The sequence below is a fragment of the Rhodococcus sp. 320_ES genome (assembly GCF_059691855.1).
The window spans coordinates 948,538-970,262 of sequence record NZ_JCAWAG010000001.1 but is presented as its reverse complement, the minus strand read 5'-3'; the positions used below and the strand labels follow the sequence as shown (position 1 = coordinate 970,262).

General features: G+C 67.4%; 19 protein-coding genes and 1 pseudogene. 10 read left to right on the top strand and 10 right to left on the bottom strand.

What is annotated here, in order from left to right:
* Positions 1–35: 35 nt before the first annotated feature.
* Together AC59JP_RS04865 and AC59JP_RS04860 are read right to left on the bottom strand one after the other, a co-directional pair.
* Positions 36–404: a DUF952 domain-containing protein gene (locus tag AC59JP_RS04865; RefSeq protein ID WP_497324485.1), complete on the bottom strand. Its 369-nt coding sequence runs from the start codon at positions 402–404 to the stop codon at positions 36–38.
* A gap of 45 nt (positions 405–449) precedes the next feature.
* On the bottom strand, positions 450–1,370 hold the full coding sequence (locus AC59JP_RS04860; RefSeq protein ID WP_497324484.1) for an EamA family transporter: 921 nt from the start codon (positions 1,368–1,370) through the stop codon (positions 450–452).
* 213 nt (positions 1,371–1,583) lie between these two features.
* On the opposite strand from AC59JP_RS04860, the gene AC59JP_RS04855 reads away from it, so the two are divergent.
* Positions 1,584–1,778 (top strand): DUF7455 domain-containing protein, encoded by a 195-nt coding sequence (locus AC59JP_RS04855; RefSeq protein ID WP_497324483.1) that lies wholly within the window; start codon positions 1,584–1,586, stop codon positions 1,776–1,778.
* A gap of 112 nt (positions 1,779–1,890) precedes the next feature.
* Here the strand turns inward: AC59JP_RS04855 and AC59JP_RS04850 are convergent, their stop codons facing one another.
* Positions 1,891–3,630 (bottom strand): DEAD/DEAH box helicase, encoded by a 1,740-nt coding sequence (locus tag AC59JP_RS04850; protein ID WP_497324482.1) that lies wholly within the window; start codon positions 3,628–3,630, stop codon positions 1,891–1,893.
* 195 nt (positions 3,631–3,825) lie between these two features.
* Here AC59JP_RS04850 and AC59JP_RS04845 point away from each other — a divergent pair, with 195 nt between their 5' ends.
* Positions 3,826–4,932, top strand: a complete 1,107-nt coding sequence (locus AC59JP_RS04845) for a YihY/virulence factor BrkB family protein (RefSeq protein ID WP_497324481.1) — start codon at positions 3,826–3,828, stop codon at positions 4,930–4,932.
* Here AC59JP_RS04845 and AC59JP_RS04840 read toward each other — a convergent pair.
* Positions 4,905–5,141, bottom strand: coding sequence for a DUF3039 domain-containing protein (locus tag AC59JP_RS04840; RefSeq protein ID WP_497324480.1), 237 nt, complete (start codon positions 5,139–5,141; stop codon positions 4,905–4,907). The genes AC59JP_RS04845 and AC59JP_RS04840 overlap by 28 nt on opposite strands.
* 148 nt (positions 5,142–5,289) lie before the next feature.
* Here AC59JP_RS04840 and AC59JP_RS04835 point away from each other — a divergent pair.
* The 3 genes and pseudogenes from AC59JP_RS04835 to AC59JP_RS04825 form a co-directional block, all read left to right on the top strand.
* Positions 5,290–5,637, top strand: a pseudogene (locus tag AC59JP_RS04835) (DUF3099 domain-containing protein); the annotation flags it as partial.
* Positions 5,638–5,825: 188 nt separating this feature from the next.
* On the top strand, positions 5,826–7,322 hold the full coding sequence (locus AC59JP_RS04830; RefSeq protein ID WP_497324479.1) for a DUF7782 domain-containing protein: 1,497 nt from the start codon (positions 5,826–5,828) through the stop codon (positions 7,320–7,322).
* A gap of 172 nt (positions 7,323–7,494) precedes the next feature.
* Entirely contained in the window at positions 7,495–8,463 is a 969-nt protein-coding gene (locus tag AC59JP_RS04825; RefSeq protein WP_497324478.1) for a sigma-70 family RNA polymerase sigma factor, read from the top strand.
* Positions 8,464–8,484: 21 nt separating this feature from the next.
* Here AC59JP_RS04825 and AC59JP_RS04820 read toward each other — a convergent pair whose 3' ends face one another.
* Together AC59JP_RS04820 and AC59JP_RS04815 are read right to left on the bottom strand one after the other, a co-directional pair.
* Positions 8,485–11,166, bottom strand: coding sequence for a bifunctional acetate--CoA ligase family protein/GNAT family N-acetyltransferase (locus AC59JP_RS04820; RefSeq protein WP_497324874.1), 2,682 nt, complete (start codon positions 11,164–11,166; stop codon positions 8,485–8,487).
* Between the two features lie 100 nt (positions 11,167–11,266).
* Entirely contained in the window at positions 11,267–12,514 is a 1,248-nt protein-coding gene (locus AC59JP_RS04815; RefSeq protein ID WP_497324477.1) for an acetoin utilization protein AcuC, read from the bottom strand.
* Positions 12,515–12,596: 82 nt separating this feature from the next.
* Between AC59JP_RS04815 and AC59JP_RS04810 the strand changes: the two genes are divergently transcribed.
* Together AC59JP_RS04810 and galE are read left to right on the top strand one after the other, a co-directional pair.
* Positions 12,597–13,286, top strand: a complete 690-nt coding sequence (locus AC59JP_RS04810) for an iron-dependent transcriptional repressor DtxR (protein WP_497324476.1) — start codon at positions 12,597–12,599, stop codon at positions 13,284–13,286.
* A gap of 22 nt (positions 13,287–13,308) precedes the next feature.
* Positions 13,309–14,301 (top strand): UDP-glucose 4-epimerase GalE, encoded by a 993-nt coding sequence (galE, locus tag AC59JP_RS04805; protein ID WP_497324475.1) that lies wholly within the window; start codon positions 13,309–13,311, stop codon positions 14,299–14,301.
* Positions 14,302–14,310: 9 nt separating this feature from the next.
* Here the strand turns inward: galE and AC59JP_RS04800 are convergent, their stop codons facing one another.
* The 4 genes from AC59JP_RS04800 to AC59JP_RS04785 form a co-directional block, all read right to left on the bottom strand.
* Positions 14,311–15,447: a DUF4192 domain-containing protein gene (locus tag AC59JP_RS04800; protein ID WP_497324474.1), complete on the bottom strand. Its 1,137-nt coding sequence runs from the start codon at positions 15,445–15,447 to the stop codon at positions 14,311–14,313.
* 89 nt (positions 15,448–15,536) lie between these two features.
* Entirely contained in the window at positions 15,537–16,220 is a 684-nt protein-coding gene (locus AC59JP_RS04795) for a sensor domain-containing protein (RefSeq protein ID WP_497324473.1), read from the bottom strand.
* Complete coding sequence (locus tag AC59JP_RS04790) at positions 16,210–16,842, bottom strand: MBL fold metallo-hydrolase (protein ID WP_497324472.1); 633 nt, start codon at positions 16,840–16,842, stop codon at positions 16,210–16,212. The genes AC59JP_RS04795 and AC59JP_RS04790 overlap by 11 nt, the downstream gene beginning before the upstream one ends.
* Entirely contained in the window at positions 16,839–17,924 is a 1,086-nt protein-coding gene (locus tag AC59JP_RS04785; protein ID WP_497324471.1) for an S-(hydroxymethyl)mycothiol dehydrogenase, read from the bottom strand. The genes AC59JP_RS04790 and AC59JP_RS04785 overlap by 4 nt, the downstream gene beginning before the upstream one ends.
* Positions 17,925–18,083: 159 nt before the next feature.
* Between AC59JP_RS04785 and sthA the strand changes: the two genes are divergently transcribed.
* The 3 genes from sthA to AC59JP_RS04770 all read left to right on the top strand — a co-directional run bounded on the left by sthA (position 18,084) and on the right by AC59JP_RS04770 (position 21,723).
* The gene (sthA, locus tag AC59JP_RS04780) at positions 18,084–19,496 is read left to right on the top strand and encodes a Si-specific NAD(P)(+) transhydrogenase (RefSeq protein ID WP_497324470.1); all 1,413 of its coding nucleotides are present in this window, start codon (positions 18,084–18,086) and stop codon (positions 19,494–19,496) included.
* Between the two features lie 113 nt (positions 19,497–19,609).
* On the top strand, positions 19,610–20,554 hold the full coding sequence (locus AC59JP_RS04775) for a proteasome assembly chaperone family protein (RefSeq protein ID WP_497324469.1): 945 nt from the start codon (positions 19,610–19,612) through the stop codon (positions 20,552–20,554).
* A gap of 131 nt (positions 20,555–20,685) precedes the next feature.
* On the top strand, positions 20,686–21,723 hold the full coding sequence (locus AC59JP_RS04770; protein WP_497324468.1) for an alpha/beta fold hydrolase: 1,038 nt from the start codon (positions 20,686–20,688) through the stop codon (positions 21,721–21,723).
* Positions 21,724–21,725 lie beyond the last annotated feature (2 nt).

Sequence of the window (21,725 nt, the reverse complement as noted above, 5' to 3'; positions counted from 1 at the left end):
CCGAGCCGGGCCGACCTCCACGAGGTCGGCCCGGCTCAGTTCGCTGACGCCTCAGTGAACACACCGCTCTCGTCCGGCCGATAGTCGACGACGGCGGTGACGGCGGACGCGGGCAGCGGACCGTACAGGTGCGGGAAGAGCATTCCGCCCGGATCGGTGGGCACGCCCGGCTCCCACTTCACCGGTGACCCCAGCCGCGACGGATCGAGGCGGAGCAGGACGAGGTCCCTGCGGCCGGCGAAGATCCGGTTGGCCGGCAGATGAACCTGCTCGGGTGTCGACAGGTGGACGAAGCCGTGGTCGTCCAGCGAGGCGGGTCGGTGTTCTCCGGTCCCCTTGGACGCCAACCAGTCCGAGAGGGTGCAGATGTGCACGAGGGCCGGGGTGGATGCGGTATCGGTCATCAGCGAACTCCTGTTCGTCCGGTCACACCAGTGTCGCACCAGCGGTCAGGGCGGCGGAACCGGCGCGCGCAACCCGGTACCTCCGAGTATCACCGCGGCGACGACCAGGGCGATGCCGACCACCTCCAGAGCGGTGGGCACCTGCCGGAGCACGACGACGCCGACGATCGTGGCGGTCGTGGGCAGCAGGGCCAGCAGCAGAGCGAACCGCGCACGCCCCACCCTGCGCAGCACCACCTGATCGAGCGCGTACGGAATCACGCTCGACAGCAGACCCACCCCGATACCCAGAACCCACGTGGCGGGATGGAGAAGCACGCCCGCCCCGACGGCGAACTGTGGCCACAACGCGACCGGAGCGAGCACCACGGCGGCGATGGTGATGCCGACGGCCAGAGAGTCCAAACCGTCGCCGTCGTCCGCCACACGCTTGCCCAGGACCACGTACGCGGCCCACAGAGCCGCGGACGCGAGCGCGAAACCGACGCCGACGATGCCGCTTCCGTCGAAGGTGTCGCCGTCGAAGGTCGCACCCGCGACCGACACCACCCCCGCGGCCACCATGAGCAGCGCGACGATGTCCCGCCCTCGACGAGACCCCACCGCCGCCACCGCGACCGGGCCGACGAACTCGATGGCGACCGCGGTGCCGAGCGGAATACGCGCGATCGCTTCGTAGAAGACCAGATTCATCCCGACGGTGACGATTCCGAAACCGCCGGCGATCGCCGCCGTGCGACGGGTCCACCGGCGTCCGCCGCCGAACGGCCGTCTCCACACGAGCAGCACCACGGCCGCGCCCGCAGCACGAAGCCACGCCACGGCGGCCGGTTCGGTGGTGTCGAACAGGAACACTCCGATGGCCGCTCCGAGGTACTGGAACACTCCTCCGACGACGAACACGAGGGGAATCGCCCACGTCGGTACCCGCGCCGCGTCGTGACGCGGTTGCTCTGTTCCGGTCATGTCCGGCCCGTCACCTGTTCACCGGTAGCGAACGTCGGCAGCGGCTCGGCCTCGGCACCAGCATGTTTCGTGTTGGTGACAACACACGGAAACGGGCGTGGGAACAACGCATGACGCCCGAACGTCTGTAAGAGTGAAGGAACCGCGTCGGACCGGCGCGGCGGACCGGCCCCAGGCTCGCGACTCGAAAACGCGAGCCAGTACGGAGGAGTCATGCCCGGATTGTTGACCGAAACAACGTTGAGTGCTGCGGATCGTTGCGATCGCTGCGGTGCCGGAGCGCGGGTGCGTGCCGTCCTCGAAAGCGGCGGCGAGCTTCTCTTCTGCCGTCACCATGCGAACGAGCACCAGGACCGACTGCAGCAGATGAACGCGACCATCGTCGCGGACGCTGACGCAGTGGCGTAATTCCGAGCTTGCTCGAACAGAGGGCAACCTCCGACAACTGAATTTTGCAGTTCCTGAGCGGGCGATCACCACGGTGATCGCCCGCTTTGTCGTTCTTCACCAGGCACGCAGCTCACCAGGCACGCAGCGCGGCGATGCGCTCGGTCAGTTGATCCGCCGTGGCGATGGCCGTGGGCGGGCCACCACAGGTACGGCGCAGTTCGCCGTGAATGATCCCGTGCGCCTTTCCGGTCCGGTGGTGGTGCATGGCGACCAGCCCGTTCAGCTCCCGTCGCAGCGACGCCAACTGGCCGGCTGTGCCGGCGCGCTCGGCGGCCGCTGCAGCGGGCGCGGGTGCTTCGACGACCTTCGACGGCGCGTCGATCTGCTCCTGCTGCCGTTTGCGCAGCAGGGCGCGCATCTGCTCGCCGTCCAAGAGCCCTGGCAACCCCAGGTAGTCGGCCTCCTCGTCGCTGCCGGAGAACGTGGCAGTGCCGAAGGACGACCCGTCGTAGATCACTTGATCGAGTTCGGCGTCGGCACCGAGCGAGGTGAACGCCTTCTCCTCGTCGCCCGGTTCGTCCTTGACCTTGTTGGCGTCGACGAGCAGGTCGTCGTCGAGACCGTCCTTCTCGCGGTGCGGCTTGCCGATCACGTGGTCGCGCTGCGCCTCGAGCTGGCTGGCCAGGTCGAGCAGCACGGGCACCGAGGGCAAGAACACGCTGGCAGTCTCGCCGGGCCGCCGCGATCGCACGAAACGCCCGATGGCCTGCGCGAAGTACAGCGGAGTCGACGCACTGGTCGCGTAGACCCCGACTGCGAGCCGGGGCACGTCGACACCTTCGGACACCATCCGCACGGCCACCATCCAGGCGGACGTCCCGGCGCCGAATTCGGCGATGAGCGACGAGGACGAGGGCTCGTCCGACAGCACGAGCGTCGGCGTCTCCCCCGTCAGAGTTTCGAGAATCTTCGCGTACGCGCGCGCCGTGGTCTGGTCGGAGGCGATCACCAAGCCGCCGGCGTCCGCGATCCCGCCCGCACGAAGTTGATGGAGCCGGGTGATGGCGGCGGTCAGCACCGCCGGAATCCAATCCCCCGACGGGTCCAGAGCGGTACGCCACGCGCGGCCGGTCTGCTCCGCGCTCAGCGGCTCTCCCAGACGGGCCGAGAATTCCTCGCCCGCGCTGTCCCGCCACCGAGCTTCGCCGGAGTAGGCCAAGAAGACCACCGGCCGCACGACGCCGTCCGCCAGCGCTTCGGCATAGCCGTAACTGTGGTCGGGCTTCGAGCGCGGCAGACCTTCGTCGTCGGGCTCGTACGTGACGAACGGGATGGGGCTGTCGTCGCTGCGGAAGGGCGTTCCGGTCAGGGCGAGTCGACGCGTGGCGTCGCTGTAGGCCTCGCGGATTCCCTCACCCCAGCTCTTGGCGTCGCCGCCGTGGTGAATCTCGTCGAGGATCACCAGGGTGCGCCGCGCCTCGGTGCGGACGCGGTGCCGAGCCGGGTGCGACGCAACCTGTGCGTAGGTGACCACGATGCCGTGGAAATCGCTCGACGTCTGACCGGTGCTGTTGGAGAACCGCGAGTCCAGCGCCAGCCCCACCCGCGCCGCCGACTCCGCCCACTGGTGCTTGAGGTGCTCGGTGGGTGCGACGACGGTGATCTGGTCCACGGTGCGGTCCGCCAGCAGTTCCGAGGCGATGCGCAGGGCGAACGTGGTCTTGCCGGCGCCGGGTGTCGCGACGGCCAGGAAGTCTTTCGGGCCTGCGGACAGGTACTTCGTCAGTGCTCGTCGCTGCCACGCGCGAAGGGGTTGACCCGACCCCGATAGCGTTGCGGTGGTCGAGCTTTCGCCGGTCTCAGCACTCATGAGCACACCTCGCCCACGCTGACATCGCACTCCCGTTCACTGCTGGTGTATCTGTTTCGGTCCGCAGGAGAGCCTAGCGTCCGAAGCCCGCCGCCCTCGCATCGAAGACCTCCGCGTCGATGTGAGGAGGAAGACGATCGGCGCGTCGCGTGGGTGCGACGAGCGGGCGTGTCGCCGGTAGGCAATGCTGGAACGATGACCGACGACGCGCAGACAGGACCGGACGGGGTTTCACCTCGTCGCGGTCCCGTGCGCACCGGTCTGCACGTGCTCGGCCGAACGGCGAGCAAGGCCTGGGACGATTCGATTTTCAGCGAGTCCGCTGCCGCCGCGTTCTGGCAGACGCTGTCTCTGCCTCCGCTCCTGTTGGGCCTGCTGGGCAGCCTCGGGTACGTGGGCGGATGGTTCGGTCCGGACACGTTGACCATCATCGAGTCCAAGATCGTCACCTTCGCCGGAACAACGTTCAGCGACAGCGTGGTGAACGAGATCATTGCGCCCACCGTGCAGGACGTCCTGCAGAACAGCGCCGGCGAAGTGGTCTCGTTCGGCTTCCTGCTCTCGCTGTGGGCGGGCTCGTCGGCCATCTCCACGTTCGTGGACGCCATCGTCAAGGCGCACGGTCAGCAGGACGCGCGGAATCCGGTGTGGCAGCGCATCTTCGCGCTTCTGCTGTATGTCATGTTTCTGATCGTCGCGGTGTTCGTGCTGCCCCTCGTCGCGCTCGGGCCCACGCTGATCGGTCGGGCGCTCCCCACGGCCTGGTACGAGGCCGGGTCGCAGGCCCTGGACATCTTCTACTACCCGGGCGTGGCGCTGCTGCTGATCGTGGGTCTGACCACCCTCTACAAGGTCGCGCTGCACACCTCGCTGCCGTGGCACCGCCTGCTCGGAGGGGCGTTGCTGGCGGCGGTGTTCTTCGTCATCGCCAGCGCGGTGCTGCGGTTCTATCTCTCGTGGGTCACGAGCACCGGCTACACGTACGGCGCCCTCGCGTCGCCGATCGCGTTCCTGCTGTTCACGTTCTTCCTCGGGTTCGCCGTCGTGCTGGGCGCCGAGTTCAACGCCGCCATTCAGGAGACCTGGCCCGCCAAGGCCACTCGTATCGACCACGTGAAGGAGTGGATCGTCGAGAAGGCGGCTCAGGACGGCGAACAGCCCACCTCGACCGTCGACGCGCTCACCAAGCTGGCCACCGGACCCATCCGTATCGACAGGTCCCGTCGCGCCACCCCGGCGGATTCCCACACACGGCCGACGGATTCCGACAAGCGTCAGTCGCCCTTGCGCAAACCGTCGTAGACCTTTTTGCACTCGGGGCAGACCGGCGATCCGGGCTTCGCCGACTTGGTCACCGGAAAGACCTCACCGCACAGTGCGACGACATGAGTACCCATGACCGCCGACTCGGCGATCTTGTTCTTCTTGACGTAGTGGAAGAATTTCGGTGTGTCGTCGTCGGCGGTTTCGTCCGTGGTGACGTCGGGACGTTCCTTGGTCTGAGTGCTCATCAGACGATTATGAAGCACGTCGGCGCGGCGCGAGAGGGACCAGGCGCCGAAAAGCGCTTATTCGTTACGGATCCCCTGTTCGGACCGGTTTTTCCCTTGTGACGTATGGACGTGTGCGCAGCGCGTAAGACAGTGACAGAGTGGAGTCATGGCACGCAACGCGAAGGTACAGACCTCCGGAGACGACTCTCCTCGCGAGGCCATCCGTATCACCGAAGCACACCTGTCCGTCGAGGATCAGCACCGGGCGCGGGTGAAGAAATACCTCACCATCATGTCCGTCCGTATCCCTGCGCTGGTTCTCGCTGCGATCTCCTACAGCATCTGGGCCAACCCGTGGATCGCGATGGCCATCATCGGCATCTCCATTCCACTGCCGTGGATGGCAGTGCTGATCGCCAACGACCGGCCGCCGCGCACCGAGGACGAGCCGTCTCGCTACCACTATCGCGCGCAGGACTCCACCGCGCTCGAAGCGCGTCCGCACCCGGTTGTCGCCGACGACGAGGACATCGTGATCGACGATCGTCCCGCGCTGACGACCAAGGTGGCGGCTCCGACCGCGTCGACGCCGCGTGAGCCGCGCAAGAAGAAGCCGAAGCCGTACACCGGCGAGGACTTCCTTGCGGACAACTACCCAAGTTCCTGATCGCTGACGTTCCCGCACGCTGGCAGAATGCGTCGGTGACCGATTCCTCGCCCGTCGACAGTGTCGGCCTTCTCGGATTGTGCCCGACGCTTCGAGCGGCATTCCGGCGTTGCTCGTACGACGCCGACTCGGTTCTCGCGACCCTGGGTGACGATGTTCACGCCGCGCTGGGACGCGCCGAGCCCGTGCCGGTTCGACGGGCGTGCGCATCCGCCGGTGACCTGGGCACGCTGATTCGGCTGTTTCTGTTGGCGGACGACCTCCCCACCGCGGCGGTCGAGACAGCGATCTCCCCCGTCGGTCTGGCCGACGCGATCGCCTGCGGCCTCCTGGTCGGCGACCATGAGTTCACGCGCGCCGCGCTGGACATTCGGCCGCTGGATCTCGGCAGCGGTAACCGCTGGGTGGTGTCCGACATCGACGGCAGCACCCGCGCCGTGGACATCGGCTCGGACCACGTGTTGGGCGTCGGACAGGCCTCGCTGTCCCTCGTACGTGCGACGCCCACCGATCCGGTCGCGTCGGTGCTCGACATGGGAACGGGCTGCGGTGTGCAGGCGGTGCACGCCGCAGCGTACGGAGCACACGTGACCGGCACGGACGTCAGCGAGCGGGCCATGACGCTGGCCGCGATGACCGCCGCCCTCAACGAACTCGACGTCGAACTGGTGCGCGGTTCCTGGTTCGAACCCGTCGTCGGCAGAACCTTCGAACGCGTCGTCGCCAATCCCCCGTTCGTCGTCGGGCCGGCGCGCGTGGTGCACAGCTACCGCGATTCCGGTCTCGAACTCGACGGCGCCAGCGCGTTGGTCGTCGGGACCGCCCCGGATCACCTCGAACCAGGCGGCGTCGCAACACTTTTGGCGGCATGGCTGCACGTCGAGGGCGAGGACTGGCAATCGAGGGTGGCGTCCTGGTTGCCCGATCACGGCGTCGACGCGTGGATCCTCCAACGCGACGTGGCCGACCCGGCCCTGTACGTCGGGACCTGGATGCGCGACGGCGGCGTCGACCTCCGATCGCCGGCGTCGGCGGCGCAGGCGGAGTCGTGGCTGGACCGCTTGCAGCAGGCGGACGTGGTCGGCATCGGCTTCGGAGTGGTGTATCTGCGGCGAACCGATCGGCCGACGCATGTCGTGGCCGAAGATCTCACCCACGGCTTCGACGATCCTCTGGGATCGGAGGCACCCGCGTGGTTCGACCGACTCGATTGGCTGCGTGAGCACGACGTTCTGGGATCGACCTTCGCGCTGGACCCGGCGACCGCGCTGGAAGAGGTGTCGCTGCCGTCCGAGGACGGGTGGTCACGTGTCGTCACCCGCGTGCACCGTGGAAACGGTCCGCAGTGGTCGCACGAGATCGACGAGCTGGGTGCGGCTCTGCTCGCCGGGTTGCGCCGTGACGGTCTCCCGGCCGGCGAGCTCGTCGAATTGCTGGCTGCTGCGCACGATCTCGATCCCGACGACCTCGCGGTGGTCGCCGAGGAGTTGCTCACCGGACTGCTCATGCACGGGCTGATCACACCCGGCTGATCACACCCTGCCGAGTGCGGCCGTATCCCACGGCGTCGTCTTCTCAGCAACTTCTCAGACGTGTGAGGGAGAAACCGCAGCTCACAGGGTTTACGACCCCTGCCTCGAGGGAACTTTCCAAGCGTGTCCGGGCGTTGAACCCAGTGAGACACCACAGAGCAGGAGGCACGTCATGACCAGCCCCACCACAGTCCGCCCTCGTCCCACCGACGCCGATCTGGACGCCCAAAGCCCGGCTGCCGATCTGGTGCGCGTGTACCTCAACGGGATCGGCCGGACCGCGCTGCTCACCGCCCTCGAAGAGGTCGATCTGGCCAAGCGAATCGAGACCGGCCTGTACGCCGCTCACATTCTCGAGACCGGCAAGCGCCTGTCGCCCGCCAAGAAGCGTGACCTGGCCCTCATCGTTCGGGAAGGCCGTGCTGCACGTGCACACCTGCTCGAAGCCAACCTGCGCCTGGTGGTGTCGCTGGCAAAGCGCTACACCGGTCGCGGCATGCCGTTGCTGGACCTGATCCAGGAGGGCAACCTCGGGCTGATCCGCGCGATGGAGAAGTTCGACTACGCCAAGGGCTTCAAGTTCTCGACGTACGCCACCTGGTGGATCCGTCAGGCCATCACCCGCGGCATGGCCGATCAGTCGCGCACCATCCGCCTTCCCGTCCACCTCGTCGAGCAGGTGAACAAGCTGGCGCGTATCAAGCGCGAGCTTCACCAGCAGCTCGGTCGCGAGGCCACCGACGACGAGCTGGCCGAAGAGTCGGGCATCCCCGTCGAGAAGATCGCCGATCTGCTCGACCACAGCCGCGACCCGGTGAGCCTCGACATGCCGGTGGGCAGCGACGAGGAGGCACCCCTCGGTGACTTCATCGAGGACTCGGAGGCCACCTCCGCGGAGAACGCCGTGATCGCGGGTCTGCTGCACACCGACGTGCGCAGCGTGCTCGCCACCCTCGACGAGCGTGAGCAGCAGGTCATCCGTCTGCGCTACGGCCTGGACGACGGTCAGCCGCGCACACTCGACCAGATCGGCAAGCTCTTCGGCCTCTCGCGTGAGCGCGTACGCCAGATCGAGCGTGAAGTCATGGGCAAGCTGCGCCACGGCGATCGCGCCGATCGGCTCCGGTCCTACGCGAGCTGACCCACAGCCCGACTCATACCATCAGCGCAATCGGCGCGGTCCCAGATCGATCTTGGTCGGGACCGCGCCGATTCGTATTTTGGCGTCCGTGATCGCGGCGCCCGACGACGACGCCAGCACCGGATCGCACACCAACTCGCGAAGCTCCGGAAGGTCTTCCGAAATGGCCGAGACTCGCTGAACGAAATCCACCAGCGCGCTTCGGTTCACCGGTTCCGCCGTCCGGTATCCGCTCAGCAGCGGCGCCGCCTTCGGCGCGTCGATCAGGGACACGGCCTCCTGCTCGGTGAGGGGCAGCACCCGAAATGCTCTGTCGCCGAGCAGGTCCGAGATGATCCCGGACAGGCCGAACGAGATGAGCGAGCCGAACGAGACGTCGTCCTGCACCCTGATCACGCACCCGATGCCCTTGGTGGCCATCTTCTGCACCTGAACCATCGGGGTTCCCGACACGGCGGACAGGTCGCGGTACGCGCGTGCCACCGCGTCGTCGCCCACGACGTCGAGCCGCACTCCCTCGAGGTCGGGGCGATGACGCCACTGCTCACCGAGCGCCTTCACGGCCACCGGATGGCCCAACTCCTGCGCCGCCTCGACGGCGTCCGCTTCCGTTGCGACACCGCGGAATTCGGCCACGTGTAGCCCGTAGCACGCGAGCAGCTGGGCTGTCTCGACGTCCGAGAGCCAGCGCCCGTTCGGGCTCGCGGAATGCCATCCCTCCACCAGGGAGCGTGCGCGTCCGGTGTCGATGTCGGCCGGGCGGACCACCTTGTCCGGCGGACCGCTCAGCCACGCCGCGTAGCGCCACGCCTTGGCGAGGGCGTTGACCGCGCGATCGGGGTCGGGGTACGACGGAACCGATCCTCGAACGGGATTGCCGTCGTCGTCGAGCGTGGCCAGCACGTCCGGAATACCCTCGGCCGCAAGGAATGTCGTCACGACCGGCTTCGTGGCTCCGCGCACGACGTCGACCAGAGCCTGCGCGTACGCCTCCACCTTCAGGGTGACCGGCGGGACGAACACCGCCACCACAGCGTCGACGTCGTCGGACGCCAGCGCCGTCTCGATGGCACCGGCGAACTCCGACGGAGACGCGGCCGCACCGACGTCGACCGGAGTACCCGATCGCAATCCTCGGGCGTTGGCACCGTCGGCCGCGAGCACACCGAGCGCCGTGGAGTTGCCGACCACCGCAACCCGCGGGCCGGCCGGCAACGGTTGGTACCCGAGCAGGATCGCGCAGTCGAAGAGTTCGGAAATCGATTCGACCTGAATGACTCCCGCCTGTTCGAACAGGGCGCGCACGATGGAGTCGTCGATGTCGTTTCCCGTCGCGAGCGCGGGAGGCACCGCGCCCCGCCCGCTCTTGACGGCAACGATCGGCTTGTTCCGCGCGACCCGGCGGGCGATCCGCCAGAACTTGCGCGCGTTGCCGAAGCTTTCCAGGTAGAGCAGCACCACCTCCGTGCTCTCGTCCTGATCCCAGTACTGCAGCAGGTCGTTGCCCGAAAGGTCCGCGCGGTTGCCCGCCGAGACGAAGGTCGACAGTCCCAGGCGACGTTTCGACGCCTGGGCCAGAATCGCGATACCCAGAGCGCCGGACTGACAGAAGAAGCCCACCCGCCCTCGGCCCGGTAGTTCCGTCGCCAACGTGGCGTTCAGCGCGATCTCCGGGTCGAGATTGGCGACGCCGAGAGCGTTCGGACCGACCAGACGCATCCCGTGTGCGCGCGCGGCGTGGACCAGACGGCGCTCGTTGGTTCGGCCGTCCTCACCCGCCTCGCCGAAACCGGAGGACACGACGACCAGCGCGCGCACACCTTTGGCCAGGCAGTCGTCGAGAACGGCGTCGATCGCTTCCGCTGGAACCGCGGCGACGGCCAGGTCGACCTCGTCGGGGATGTCGCTCACCGTGGCGTAGGCCCGGACACCGCGCACCGAGGTGTGTTCGGCGTTGACCGGGTAGACCGGCCCGGTGAATGACGCGCGAAGCAGGTTCGTCAGGACGGCGTTGCCGACCTTGGCCGGATCGGTCGACGCACCGATCACGGCGACCGATCGCGGACGAAGAACGTTGCGCACACTTCGAGCCTCGGCCGCTCGTTCCCGCGAATTGCGAACGGTCACCAGGGCATCGGTGGGGTCGATGTCGAAGTCGAGGCTGAGCACGCCGCCGTCGTAACTGCGGCTGACCTGGTACCCGGCTTGGCGGAACACCGTCACCATGTTGCGGTTCTCCGCGAGAACTTCGGCGATGAAGCGCGTCACCCCGTTCTCCGCCGCGGCGCCGGCCAGATGCTCGAGCAGGATGGGTCCCAGCCCACGGCCCTGATGGGCGTCGGCCACCACGAACGCCACCTCGGCCGAGTTGCCGTCGTGCCCTGAATCGTCGGCCGGTAGTCGCTCGTAGCGGCCGACCGCGATGATCTCGTCGCCGAGGGTCGCCACGAACGCCACCCGGTTCGAGTGGTCGACGGTGGTGAAGTTCAGGACGTCGCGCTGCGGCATCGTGGGGTACGGGCCGAAGTAGCGCAGGTATCGCGTGCGTTCGGACAGCTTCGAGTGGAACTCGACCAGCGCGTCGGCGTCGGACGGAACGATGGGCCGCAGGCGCACCGCCCGGCCGTCGGACGCCAGCACGTCGGCGGCCCAGTGTTTCGGGTAGTTCTCCGCCCTAAGACGCTCGCGTTCCTTCGGCGTCAGGTCGTCGGGAAGGCCGGAGGCCGGTCGTGGATCGTCGGGTAGGCCGGAGGCCGGTCGGGGTGTGTCGGGAAGGCCGGAGGCCGGTCGGGATGCATCGCCGTCAGTCACGGGGATCCTCCGGGTCGAGGCCGAGCAGTGGGAACACGGCACGACGGGTGGCGATGATCGCGGTGTCGATCCGTTCCAGTGAGCGGTCGAGGTGGGTGACACCCGATTCGGGGGTGCCTCCCGGTCCGTCCCACGGCGGGTAGTCCACGTCGCCGTCGTCGCTGAGGGTCGACGGCAGGTCGATACTCGGCGCGATCTCGCGCACGTGGTCGTGCCATACGTCCGGAATCGGTGTGGTGGGGTCGAGTTCGCGGCCCAGCGCGGCGGCGATCAGATGGGTCCAGGCGCGGGGAACGACACGCACGAGGCCGTAACCCCCACCGCCGACGGCCAACCAGCGTCCCTCCGAATGCTGATCCGCCAGATCGCGCATGGCGAGGAAGGCCGCGCGCTGCCCGTCGACCGTGAGGCCGAGATCGGCGAGCGGATCCTCACGGTGGCTGTCGACGCCGCACTGGCTCACGATGATCTGGGGTCGGAACGCAGCGATCGCCCCGGGCACGATCGCATGAAATGCTCGCAGCCACAGTCGATCTCCGGTCCCGGGGAGCAGTGGAACGTTGATGGAGGTGCCTTCGCCCTTCTCGACGCCGATCTCGCTGGACCATCCGGTGTTGGGCCACAACGTCGCCGGGTGTTGGTGCAGCGACACGGTGAGCACGCGTGGGTCTCCCAGGAACGCGGCCTGCACTCCGTCACCGTGATGTGCGTCGACATCGACGTAGGCGATGCGGTCGAAGCCGTTGTCGAGCAACCACGAGATCGCCAGCGCCGCATCGTTGTAGACGCAGAAGCCCGACGCCCAGTCGGCCATCGCGTGGTGCATGCCCCCACCGATGCTGACGGCACGCCGCGAGGTGCCGGACGCGATCGCACGCGCCGCGGTGAGCGTGCCGCCGGCGATCACCGCACTGGCGGCGTGCATGTCGGGAAAGATCGGGTTGTCCTCGGACCCCAGGCCGTGCACGACGTCCGACGCCCGCACGCCGAGAGGTGAATCCAGCGGCGCCCGTTTCACGGCGGCCACGTATTCGGGAGTGTGCACGCGCAGCAACTCGTTGTCCGTGGCGGCGACCGGGGCGATGATCTCCGCGCCGTCCAGCAACCCGATTCCGCGGGCGAGTTCCATCGTCAGCGCCAGCCGGGTCGGGTTCATGGGATGGTCGGCGCTCCACCGATACGACAGATAGTCCTGGCTCCACACCACAGCGGGCGAAAGGGCAATCGACTCCGGTGTCATGTGTCCCAAACTACGTGCCCGCGCGGTGTGGCGTGGCCTGCTCGGCAGACCGTTAGAATCGGACGGAACGAAGGGTGTGATTGTGAAGGATCTGGTCGATACCACGGAGATGTACCTCCGCACGATCTACGACTTGGAAGAAGAAGGTGTCGTCCCACTGCGCGCTCGTATCGCCGAGCGCCTGGAGCAGAGCGGACCCACCGTCAGCCAGACCGTCGCCCGGATGGAGCGCGACGGTCTCCTGCTTGTCGCCGGTGACCGGCACCTGCAGCTGACCGAGAAGGGTCGCAACCTCGCGGTCGCCGTCATGCGCAAGCACCGTCTCGCCGAGCGCCTGCTCGTCGACGTCATCGGTCTGCGGTGGGAAGACGTTCACGCCGAGGCGTGCCGCTGGGAACACGTCATGAGCGAGGAGGTCGAGCGGCGCCTGGTCGAGGTGCTCGACAACCCGACCACCTCGCCGTACGGCAACCCGATCCCGGGCCTCGCACAGCTGGGTCTGAGCAAACCGGCAGAGAGGCCGGAGGATCTGGTGCGGCTCACCGACCTACCTGCGGGAAAGTCGGTGGCGGTGGTGGTTCGCCGGCTGTCCGAACACGTGCAATCCGATCCCGACGTCATCGCGCGGCTGCGCGAGGCAGGGGTGGTCCCCGACGCCCGCGTTACAGTCGTCGCGAAGCCCGGGGTGTCGGTCACGATCACCGTTCCCGGACACGACGACGTCGATCTCTCCGAGGAGATGGGCCACGCCGTTCAGGTCAAGCAGATCTGAGCAACTCGAACAGGGGCGATCCGTGAAGTTGGTGGTCACCGGCGGTGCCGGTTATGTGGGTGGCGTGTGCGCGGCGGTGCTCGCCGAACGTGGCCACGACGTCGTGGTGGTCGACGATCTGTCGACCGGTAATCGCGACGGGGTTCCGCCCGGCGTCCGCTTCGTCGAGGGCAACGTGGCCGACGTCATCGGCAACGTCCTCTCCGAGGAGTCGTACGACGGTGTTCTGCACTTCGCGGCGCAGTCCCTGGTCGGTGAGTCGGTGGAGAAGCCGGAGAAGTACTGGCGCGGCAATCTCGGTGCCGCACTGGAACTGCTCGATGCGGTGACCGAGACGGGCGTTCCGCGGCTCGTGTTCTCGTCGACGGCGGCCACCTACGGTGAGCCCGAGATCTCGCCCATCACCGAAGACGCCCCGACGCGGCCGACCAACCCCTACGGTGCGAGCAAGCTCGCCATCGACAACGCGATCACCGGGTACGCGCAGGCGCACGGCTTCGGCGCCACGAGCCTGCGGTATTTCAACGTGGCCGGCGCGCACGCCGGATTCGGCGAGAACCGCGTCGTCGAAACGCATCTCATTCCTCTGGTCTTGCAGGTTGCACTCGGCCAACGCGAGAAGATCTCCGTCTTCGGTACCGACTGGCCGACGCCCGACGGCACCGCGGTACGCGATTACATCCACGTCCGCGATCTGGCCGAGGCCCACCTCCTCGCGTTGGAGTCCTCGGTACCGAGCACTCATCGCATCTTCAATCTCGGTTCCGGACAGGGCTTTTCGGTGCGCGAGGTCATCGCGTCGTGCGAACGCGTGACGGGTCTGCCCATCGCGGTGCAGAACGCCCCGCGCCGTGCGGGTGACCCGGCGGTGCTGGTGGCGTCCAGCGAGAAGGCGATGGCCGAGCTGGGGTGGAAGCCCGCGTCGACGGGTCTGGACGAGATCGTCGGCGACGCGTGGGAATTCCTGCAGCAGCTGGGCGATCGCTCGCACAGCGCACGCCGCACGTCGCCCTAGATCAACGGCCTAGACCAGCGGCGGAGGCAGCTCGACTCCCCGGTCGACCAGGTCGTCGTAGGCTCGACTCGCCACCTCCCGAACGAAGTCCGGCCGCATCGCGTTCATCAGCGCGTTGTCGAGCAGCGTCGCGAAGCTGTGATCGGGCTGTGAGGCGAGTGCCGCCAGGAATGCGGTGCCCGCCAACGGACCCTCTCCCCGCACGTAGGCGAAGAATCCCAGAAGCGTTGCGGCCGTGGCGCGGTCCGCATCGGGTAATGCGCGCGTGAGAGCGATCCACAACTGCTGCGCCTGATGGCACAGAGAGGTGACCGACACGGCGAGAAGCATGTCGCGCACGGTGATTCGTTCCACCGCCCACGCCGTCTCGGCGATCTCCATCGGGCCGAACGGCGCAATGCGGTCCGTCTGCAGGAGATCGAGAACGAACTGCAGTGATTCGAGGTCGGTGCGTTCGGTCGCCCGGTCGGCAGCGGTGTCGATCGCCGTCTCGACCATGCGGCGCACGGCTTCCGGGGCGGGATCGAGCAGGCGTTCGAGCTCGTCCCGCGACCCTCGGATCACCTTGCCGTTCACCACACTCGCGAGCGTCACGGGAGCAAGTCGATGGTCGGTCAGGACGCCGCGGCGAGTGTCACCGAAGAAGCTCGCCCACGGTGCGTTCGCCTCGATCCGCCCGACGATGTGCGCGCTGCGCAGCTCGGTTCCGAACTGACTCAGGATCGCGTCCACCACGTCCATGAGCAGGACGTGGTCGTCGAGCGCCTCGTAGTCGCACGGGTGCGTGACACCGAAGGCGGTGGCCGACGCCGACGACGCGATGGCCCGCTCGACCTCGTCGGTGTCGTCCACGATCACGGCGATCGCCTGCACGATGTCTTCTCGTTCGCACAGTTCGCCGAGCTTCGTCACCACCTCCACCATCACGGGGTGCACACCGTGCACGTCGGTCGGCGGGGCGAGGTCGTGCCGCATCGTCGGCCCGAGCGCGAAGGACGGGCCGGGACCCGACAGGCACACGACGACGAGCGAACGGCTCGGCACGAAGCCCATGAGGGCGGGAAGCGCGGTCATCAGGTCGGCGGGATCGCTGAGCTTCGGCACGGGGGCCGCGGCCCAACCGCCGGAATCGGCATGAGTTGTCATGCCTCGGAAGCATTCCGAGGTCGGGCCTCGGCGGATCCGAGCTCACCTGCGGAAAAAACCGGCCTGTGGATGACGGCTTCTCCCGGGGATCAACCGACTTTCTGCACCGCCTGCGTGAACAGTTCGTCCAAGGTCGCCGAATCCGGTGTGTCCCCGGAGAACGACATGAACGTGGCCGTGATTCGCACGTCGGATTTCTGCGCGACGAGCGAGAGCATCGACTGGGTCACCTCACCGGAACCCGAGGTCACGGTGCGGCGGTAGGCAGCCGTGTCGTCGGCGTCGATCGGCGGAGCGGGCACCAGATCCGTTGTGACCGTGGACACCACGTCGTTCGACGTCGCCTTCACCGACGGGCACTGCTCCCACTGCGCTCGCTGATCGGCGAGCGCATCGCGCACCCTCGTCAGCTCGACGGAGATGGTGGACCGAGTCTCGTTGTCGGTTCCGACCACGAGCGCGACGGAGTCGGCCGCGGTACCGCGCGCGGACGGCTTGCACCCGGCCGGATCGACCGAGGCGTCCGCTGCGATCCCGTCGAGATCCTGAGCCGCTGCCGCCGCGGCTTGCTGTGGAAGCACCGTCGCCTGGTAGGGACTCGGAAAGACGGACGGATCGAGCAGGAGCGCGTCCAGGTTTCCCGCGACGGGAGGGCTCGACAGGGGCGCGGCGCTGCTGGGTGAGGGCGACCCGGTGACGGTGGATCCGCCACAGCCGCCGACCAGCAACACCGCGCCGACTGCAAGCGCCGCGGCGCAGGTACTACGACCCACGCTTGATCCATTCCTCCAGGTGGGGCGACTCGTCACCGATCGACGTGCCGTCACCGTGGCCGGTGTTCACGACGGTCTCCGCCGGGAGCGCGAACAGCCGATCCCGGATGGAGCCGATGATGGTCGGGAAGTCCGAGTAGGACCGCCCGGTCGCCCCGGGGCCACCGGAGAACAGGGTGTCGCCGCTGAACAACTGACCTGCTTCGGGCAGGTACAGGCACGTCGAGCCCGGTGAGTGCCCCGGGGTGTGCAGGGCCTCGATGTCCGTGCCGGACACCGTGATTCGAGCCCCGTCCTCGAGCGTCCGGTGTGACACACTGGGGTGCGTCTGCTCCCACAGCACGTCGTCGGCCGGATTGAGGAAGATGGGGGCGTCGAGCGCTGCGGAGAGCTCGGGCGCCACCGTCACGTGGTCGTTGTGCCCGTGTGTGCAGACGATGGCGCGCACCGTGCGGCCCGCCACGGCGTCGATGATCGGCTGCGCCGAGTGCGCCGCGTCGATCACGACCACTTCGGAGTCGTCGCCGATCAACCAGATGTTGTTGTCGACGTCCCACGTCCCGCCGTCGAGGCTGAAGGTGCCCGACGTGACGACCTTGTCGACGCGCAGTGCTGCGCTCACAGCACGACCACCGAACGCAGAACCTTGCCCTCGTGCATCGTGTGGAACGCGGCCTCGACGTCGCCCAGTCCGACGCGTTCGGTCACGAACGTCTCGAGCGGCAACCGGCCCTGCTGGTACAGGTCGACGAGCATCGGGAAGTCACGCTCGGGCAGGCAGTCGCCGTACCAGGAGGACTTCAAAGCTCCGCCGTGGCTGAAGAAGTCGATCAGCGGCATCTCCAGGGTCATGTCGGGTGTGGGCACACCGACGAGCACGACGGTTCCGGCGAGATCGCGGGCGGCGAACGCCTGCTTGTAGGTCTCGGGGCGGCCGACGGCGTCGACGACCACGTCGGCACCGAACCCGCCGGTCAGTTCCTGGATCGCCTCGACCGCGTCCTGCTTCGACGCGTCGACCGTGTGGGTGGCGCCCAGCTTCAGGGCCCACTCGAGCTTGCCTGGGTCACGGTCCACGGCAACGATCGTCGAGGCGCCGGCCAACCGGGCGCCCGCGACTGCAGCGTTTCCGACACCGCCGCAGCCGATCACGGCCACCGTGTCGCCGCGCTGGACGTTGCCGGTGTTCATCGCCGCGCCGAGGCCGGCCATGATTCCGCAGCCGAGCAGACCGACGACGGCGGGATCGGCGTCGGGCGCGACCTTGGTGCACTGGCCCTCGTGGACGAGGGTCTTCTCCGCGAACGCCCCGATGCCGAGCGCCGGGGTGAGTTCGGTGCCGTCGTCGAGCGTCATCTTCTGTGCGGCGTTGTGCGTGTCGAAGCAGTACCAGGGCTTGCCCTTCTTGCACGCCCGACACTGACCGCACACCGCGCGCCAGTTCAGGACCACGAAGTCGCCGACCTCGACGTGGGTGACGCCCTCGCCGATCGTCTCGACGATCCCGGCTGCCTCGTGCCCCAGCAGAAAGGGGAACTCGTCGTTGATTCCGCCTTCTCGGTAGTGCAGGTCCGTATGGCACACACCGCATGCCTGCACCTTCACGATCACCTCGCCCGGACCGGGGTCGGGAATGGTGATGGTCTCGGTGGTCACCGGAGCACCCTTGCTTCTGGCGACGACGGCGCGGACCTGCTGGGGCATGAGAACTCCTCCAAGAAACGATGTGGGACGGATTACGTCGGCCCAACACTAACGATCGAAGTATGCGAACACCCGCATGGACGCGCACTCGCCGAACGTTCACCAGTTCGTGACACAGCGAGCACGCGCACGTTCCCCGATCGGAGTATTTCTGGACGAATGTCGGACGGAAACGAATACGACCTGCTCGTCATCGGCTCGGGGCCGGGCGGACAGAAGGCGGCCATCGCCGCAGCCAAGCTGGGCAAACGCGTCGCAATCGTCGAGAAGGGCAGCATGCTCGGCGGCGTCTGCGTCAACACCGGCACCATCCCCTCGAAGACCCTGCGTGAAGCGGTTCTCTACCTCACCGGGATGAGCCAGCGCGAGCTCTACGGCGCGAGCTACCGCGTCAAGGCCAACATCACGCCGCAGGATCTCCTCGCGCGCACCTCGCACGTGATCGGCAAGGAGGTCGAGGTCGTCCGGTCGCAGCTGTTGCGCAACCGGATCGAGATGATCACCGGCGAGGGCCGCTTCCTCGACGCCCACACCCTCGCGATCGACGACCGGGCTCGCGGCGAGCGGCTGACGGTGCGCGCGAAGAACGTCGTGATCGCCACCGGAACCGCCCCGGCGCGGCCGGAGGGCGTGTCCTTCGACAACTTCCGCGTGCTCGATTCCGACGGAATCCTCGACCTGCAGTTCATTCCGGCCTCGATGGTCGTCGTCGGGGCCGGCGTGATCGGCATCGAGTACGCCTCGATGTTCGCGGCCCTGGGCACGAAGGTGACCGTGGTCGAGAAGCGCGACACCATGCTCGACTTCTGCGATCGCGAAATCGTCGAGGCACTGCAGTTCCACCTCCGCGATCTCGCGGTCACGTTCCGCTTCGGCGAGGCCGTCACGACGGTCGACGTCGGCGAGTCCGGCACCGTCACCACGCTGGCCAGCGGGAAGAAGATTCCGGCCGAAACCGTCATGTATTCGGCGGGTCGCCAGGGCGTCACGGACTCGCTCGACCTCGAGAAGGCAGGCCTCGAGGCGGACGCCCGCGGCCGCATCTTCGTCGACGACAACTTTCAGACCAAGGTGGACAACATCTACGCCGTCGGCGACGTCATCGGCTTCCCCGCACTGGCGGCGACGTCGATGGATCAGGGCCGGCTCGCGGCGTACCACGCGTTCGGTGAGCCGACGGCCAAGCTGACCGATCTGCAACCGATCGGCATCTACTCCATCCCGGAGGTGTCGTACGTCGGCGCCACCGAGGTCGATCTCACGAAGAATTCCGTTCCCTACGAGGTCGGGGTGTCGCGGTATCGGGAACTCGCGCGCGGCGGCATCGCCGGCGACTCGTACGGCATGCTCAAGCTGCTGGTCTCCACCGAGGACCGGAAGCTGCTCGGGGTGCACATCTTCGGTTCCGGCGCAACGGATCTCGTACACATCGGCCAGGCCGTCATGGGGTGCGGCGGCACCGTGGACTACCTCGTCGACGCCGTCTTCAACTATCCGACGCTGTCGGAGGCTTACAAGGTGGCCGCACTGGACGTCACCAACAAGATCCGCGCCCTCAAGGCCTTCAGCTGATCGCCCGCTCACAGTCCGTGTCAATCACAGTGCGTGGGAATCAGACCGCACTCTCGGTGTGTTGGAAGGTAAGCGTGGGACGATAGAAGCTGCGCGCCACGAGAGGAGTCGTCATGGACGAGAAATCAGGGATGTACGAGCTGGAGTTTCCCGCACCCCAGGTGTCCTCTGCCGACGGGCTGGGACCGGTGCTGGTGCACGGCCTCGAAGGGTTCTCCGACGCCGGTCATGCGGTCAAGCTCGCGACCACCCACCTGCTCGAGACACTCGAGACCGAGTTGGTCGCGTCCTTCGACGTCGACGAGTTGTTGGACTACCGCTCGCGTCGCCCCATGATGACCTTCAAGTCGGATCACTTCGCTGCGTACGAGGAGCCGAGCCTCAACCTCTACGCGGTGCGCGACGCGACGGGCACTCCGTTCCTTCTCCTTTCCGGTCTCGAGCCGGATCTGAAGTGGGAGCGGTTCACCACTGCGGTACGCCTGTTGGCCGAGCAGCTCGGCGTCCGCCGCACCATCGGACTGAACTCGATTCCCATGGCGGTCCCTCACACCCGCCCGCTGGGGGTGACGGCCCACTCGACCAACAAGGAACTCATCGAGGACCAGCACCGCTGGGCCGGTGAGCTGCAGGTTCCGGGGAGTGCGTCGTCCCTCCTCGAGTACCGGATGGCGCAGCACGGCCACGAGTCCATGGGCTTCTCCGTGCACGTGCCCCACTACCTCGCGCAGACGGCGTTTCCGAGCGCAGCCGAAACGCTGCTGGAGAACGTCGCTCTCTCCGCGGACCTCGAGCTCCCTCTGATCGCCCTGACGGAGGCGGCCGCTCGGGTACGCGAGCAGGTCGATCAGCACGTCGAAGGCAACACCGAGGTTCAGTCCGTGGTGCACGCGCTCGAGCGTCAGTACGACACCTTCGTCACAGCGCAGGAGCAGCAGTCCACCCTTCTCGCCAGCGACGAGGAGCTGCCCAGCGGGGACGAATTGGGTGCGGAGTTCGAGAAATTCCTTGCCGAGCAGGCCAATTTCGAAGAGGACGACGACAACTCGGGCTCCTGAACGCGAAACCCAGTCGTAACCACACCCACCGGGTCGATTCGGTCGTCGGGGTTTAGGCTCGACCGAGATCGGCGGTGGATGTCACCGCGTCGACGTCGACGTTCGGAGTGGTCCATGGGAGGTGTCGAACTGTGACGGATCAGCGTCGCCGCACGTTGCGCCCGGTTCCCGACACCGAGCCCCGGCTGGTGTTCAGGACCATCCACGGTTACCGCCGCGCGTTCCGCATGGCGGGCGAAGGCCCGGTCGTCCTGCTGATCCACGGCATCGGCGACAACTCGGAGACGTGGCAGGAACTCATTCCTCACCTCGCCCAGCGGTACACGGTGATTGCGCCGGACCTGCTCGGTCACGGCCGCTCCGACAAACCTCGCGCCGACTACTCGGTTGCCGCATACGCGAACGGCATGCGCGACCTGTTGTCGACCTTGGGCATCGACCGCGTCACGGTGGTCGGTCATTCGCTCGGCGGCGGCGTGGCCATGCAGTTTTCGTACCAGTTCCCGCAGATGGTCGAACGGCTCGTTCTGGTGTCGGCGGGCGGCGTGACGAAAGACGTTCACCCAGCCCTCCGGCTGATGTCCGTACCGGTGATCAACGAGGTCATGAAGCTGCTCCGATTCCCCGGCGCGGGATCCGCGATGAAGATGGTGGGATCGGCGGTCAGCGCTCTGGACGGCTCCCGGCTACGTCCCGGGGCGATGTTGCACGACACTCCGGACCTCGTTCGCGTGCTGAGCGACCTGCTCGATCCGACCGCCTACTCCGCGTACCTCCGCACGCTGCGTGCTGTCGTGGACTGGCGCGGACAGGTCGTGACGATGCTGGACCGCTGCTACCTCACCGAGAACCTGCCCGTGCAACTGATCTGGGGCGATCAGGACATCGTCATCCCGGTCAGCCACGGGCACCTGGCGCACGCCGCGATGCCCAACTCTCGACTCGAGATCTTCCGCGGTTCCGGACACTTTCCCTTCCGCGACGATCCGATGCGCTTCCTCCGCGTTCTCGAAGGATTTCTCGACGACGCCGCCCCCCTGCATTTCGACGAGGCGCGCTGGCGTCAGATGCTCGTCTCGGGCGTCGGCGAAGACATGATCACCGGTAGCCCGTCCACCCGGCAGGCGGTTCTCGGTGCCATGGGGTCCGACGAACGGTCGGCCACCTAACC

Coding starts and splice junctions, on each gene's coding strand:
- AC59JP_RS04865 (WP_497324485.1), bottom strand. CDS start 404: ATGACCGATACCGCATCCACCCCGGCCCTCGTGCACATCTGCACCCTC.
- AC59JP_RS04860 (WP_497324484.1), bottom strand. CDS start 1,370: ATGACCGGAACAGAGCAACCGCGTCACGACGCGGCGCGGGTACCGACG.
- AC59JP_RS04855 (WP_497324483.1), top strand. CDS start 1,584: ATGCCCGGATTGTTGACCGAAACAACGTTGAGTGCTGCGGATCGTTGC.
- AC59JP_RS04850 (WP_497324482.1), bottom strand. CDS start 3,630: ATGAGTGCTGAGACCGGCGAAAGCTCGACCACCGCAACGCTATCGGGG.
- AC59JP_RS04845 (WP_497324481.1), top strand. CDS start 3,826: ATGACCGACGACGCGCAGACAGGACCGGACGGGGTTTCACCTCGTCGC.
- AC59JP_RS04840 (WP_497324480.1), bottom strand. CDS start 5,141: ATGAGCACTCAGACCAAGGAACGTCCCGACGTCACCACGGACGAAACC.
- AC59JP_RS04825 (WP_497324478.1), top strand. CDS start 7,495: ATGACCAGCCCCACCACAGTCCGCCCTCGTCCCACCGACGCCGATCTG.
- AC59JP_RS04815 (WP_497324477.1), bottom strand. CDS start 12,514: ATGACACCGGAGTCGATTGCCCTTTCGCCCGCTGTGGTGTGGAGCCAG.
- AC59JP_RS04800 (WP_497324474.1), bottom strand. CDS start 15,447: ATGACAACTCATGCCGATTCCGGCGGTTGGGCCGCGGCCCCCGTGCCG.
- AC59JP_RS04785 (WP_497324471.1), bottom strand. CDS start 17,924: ATGCCCCAGCAGGTCCGCGCCGTCGTCGCCAGAAGCAAGGGTGCTCCG.
- sthA (WP_497324470.1), top strand. CDS start 18,084: ATGTCGGACGGAAACGAATACGACCTGCTCGTCATCGGCTCGGGGCCG.
- AC59JP_RS04775 (WP_497324469.1), top strand. CDS start 19,610: ATGGACGAGAAATCAGGGATGTACGAGCTGGAGTTTCCCGCACCCCAG.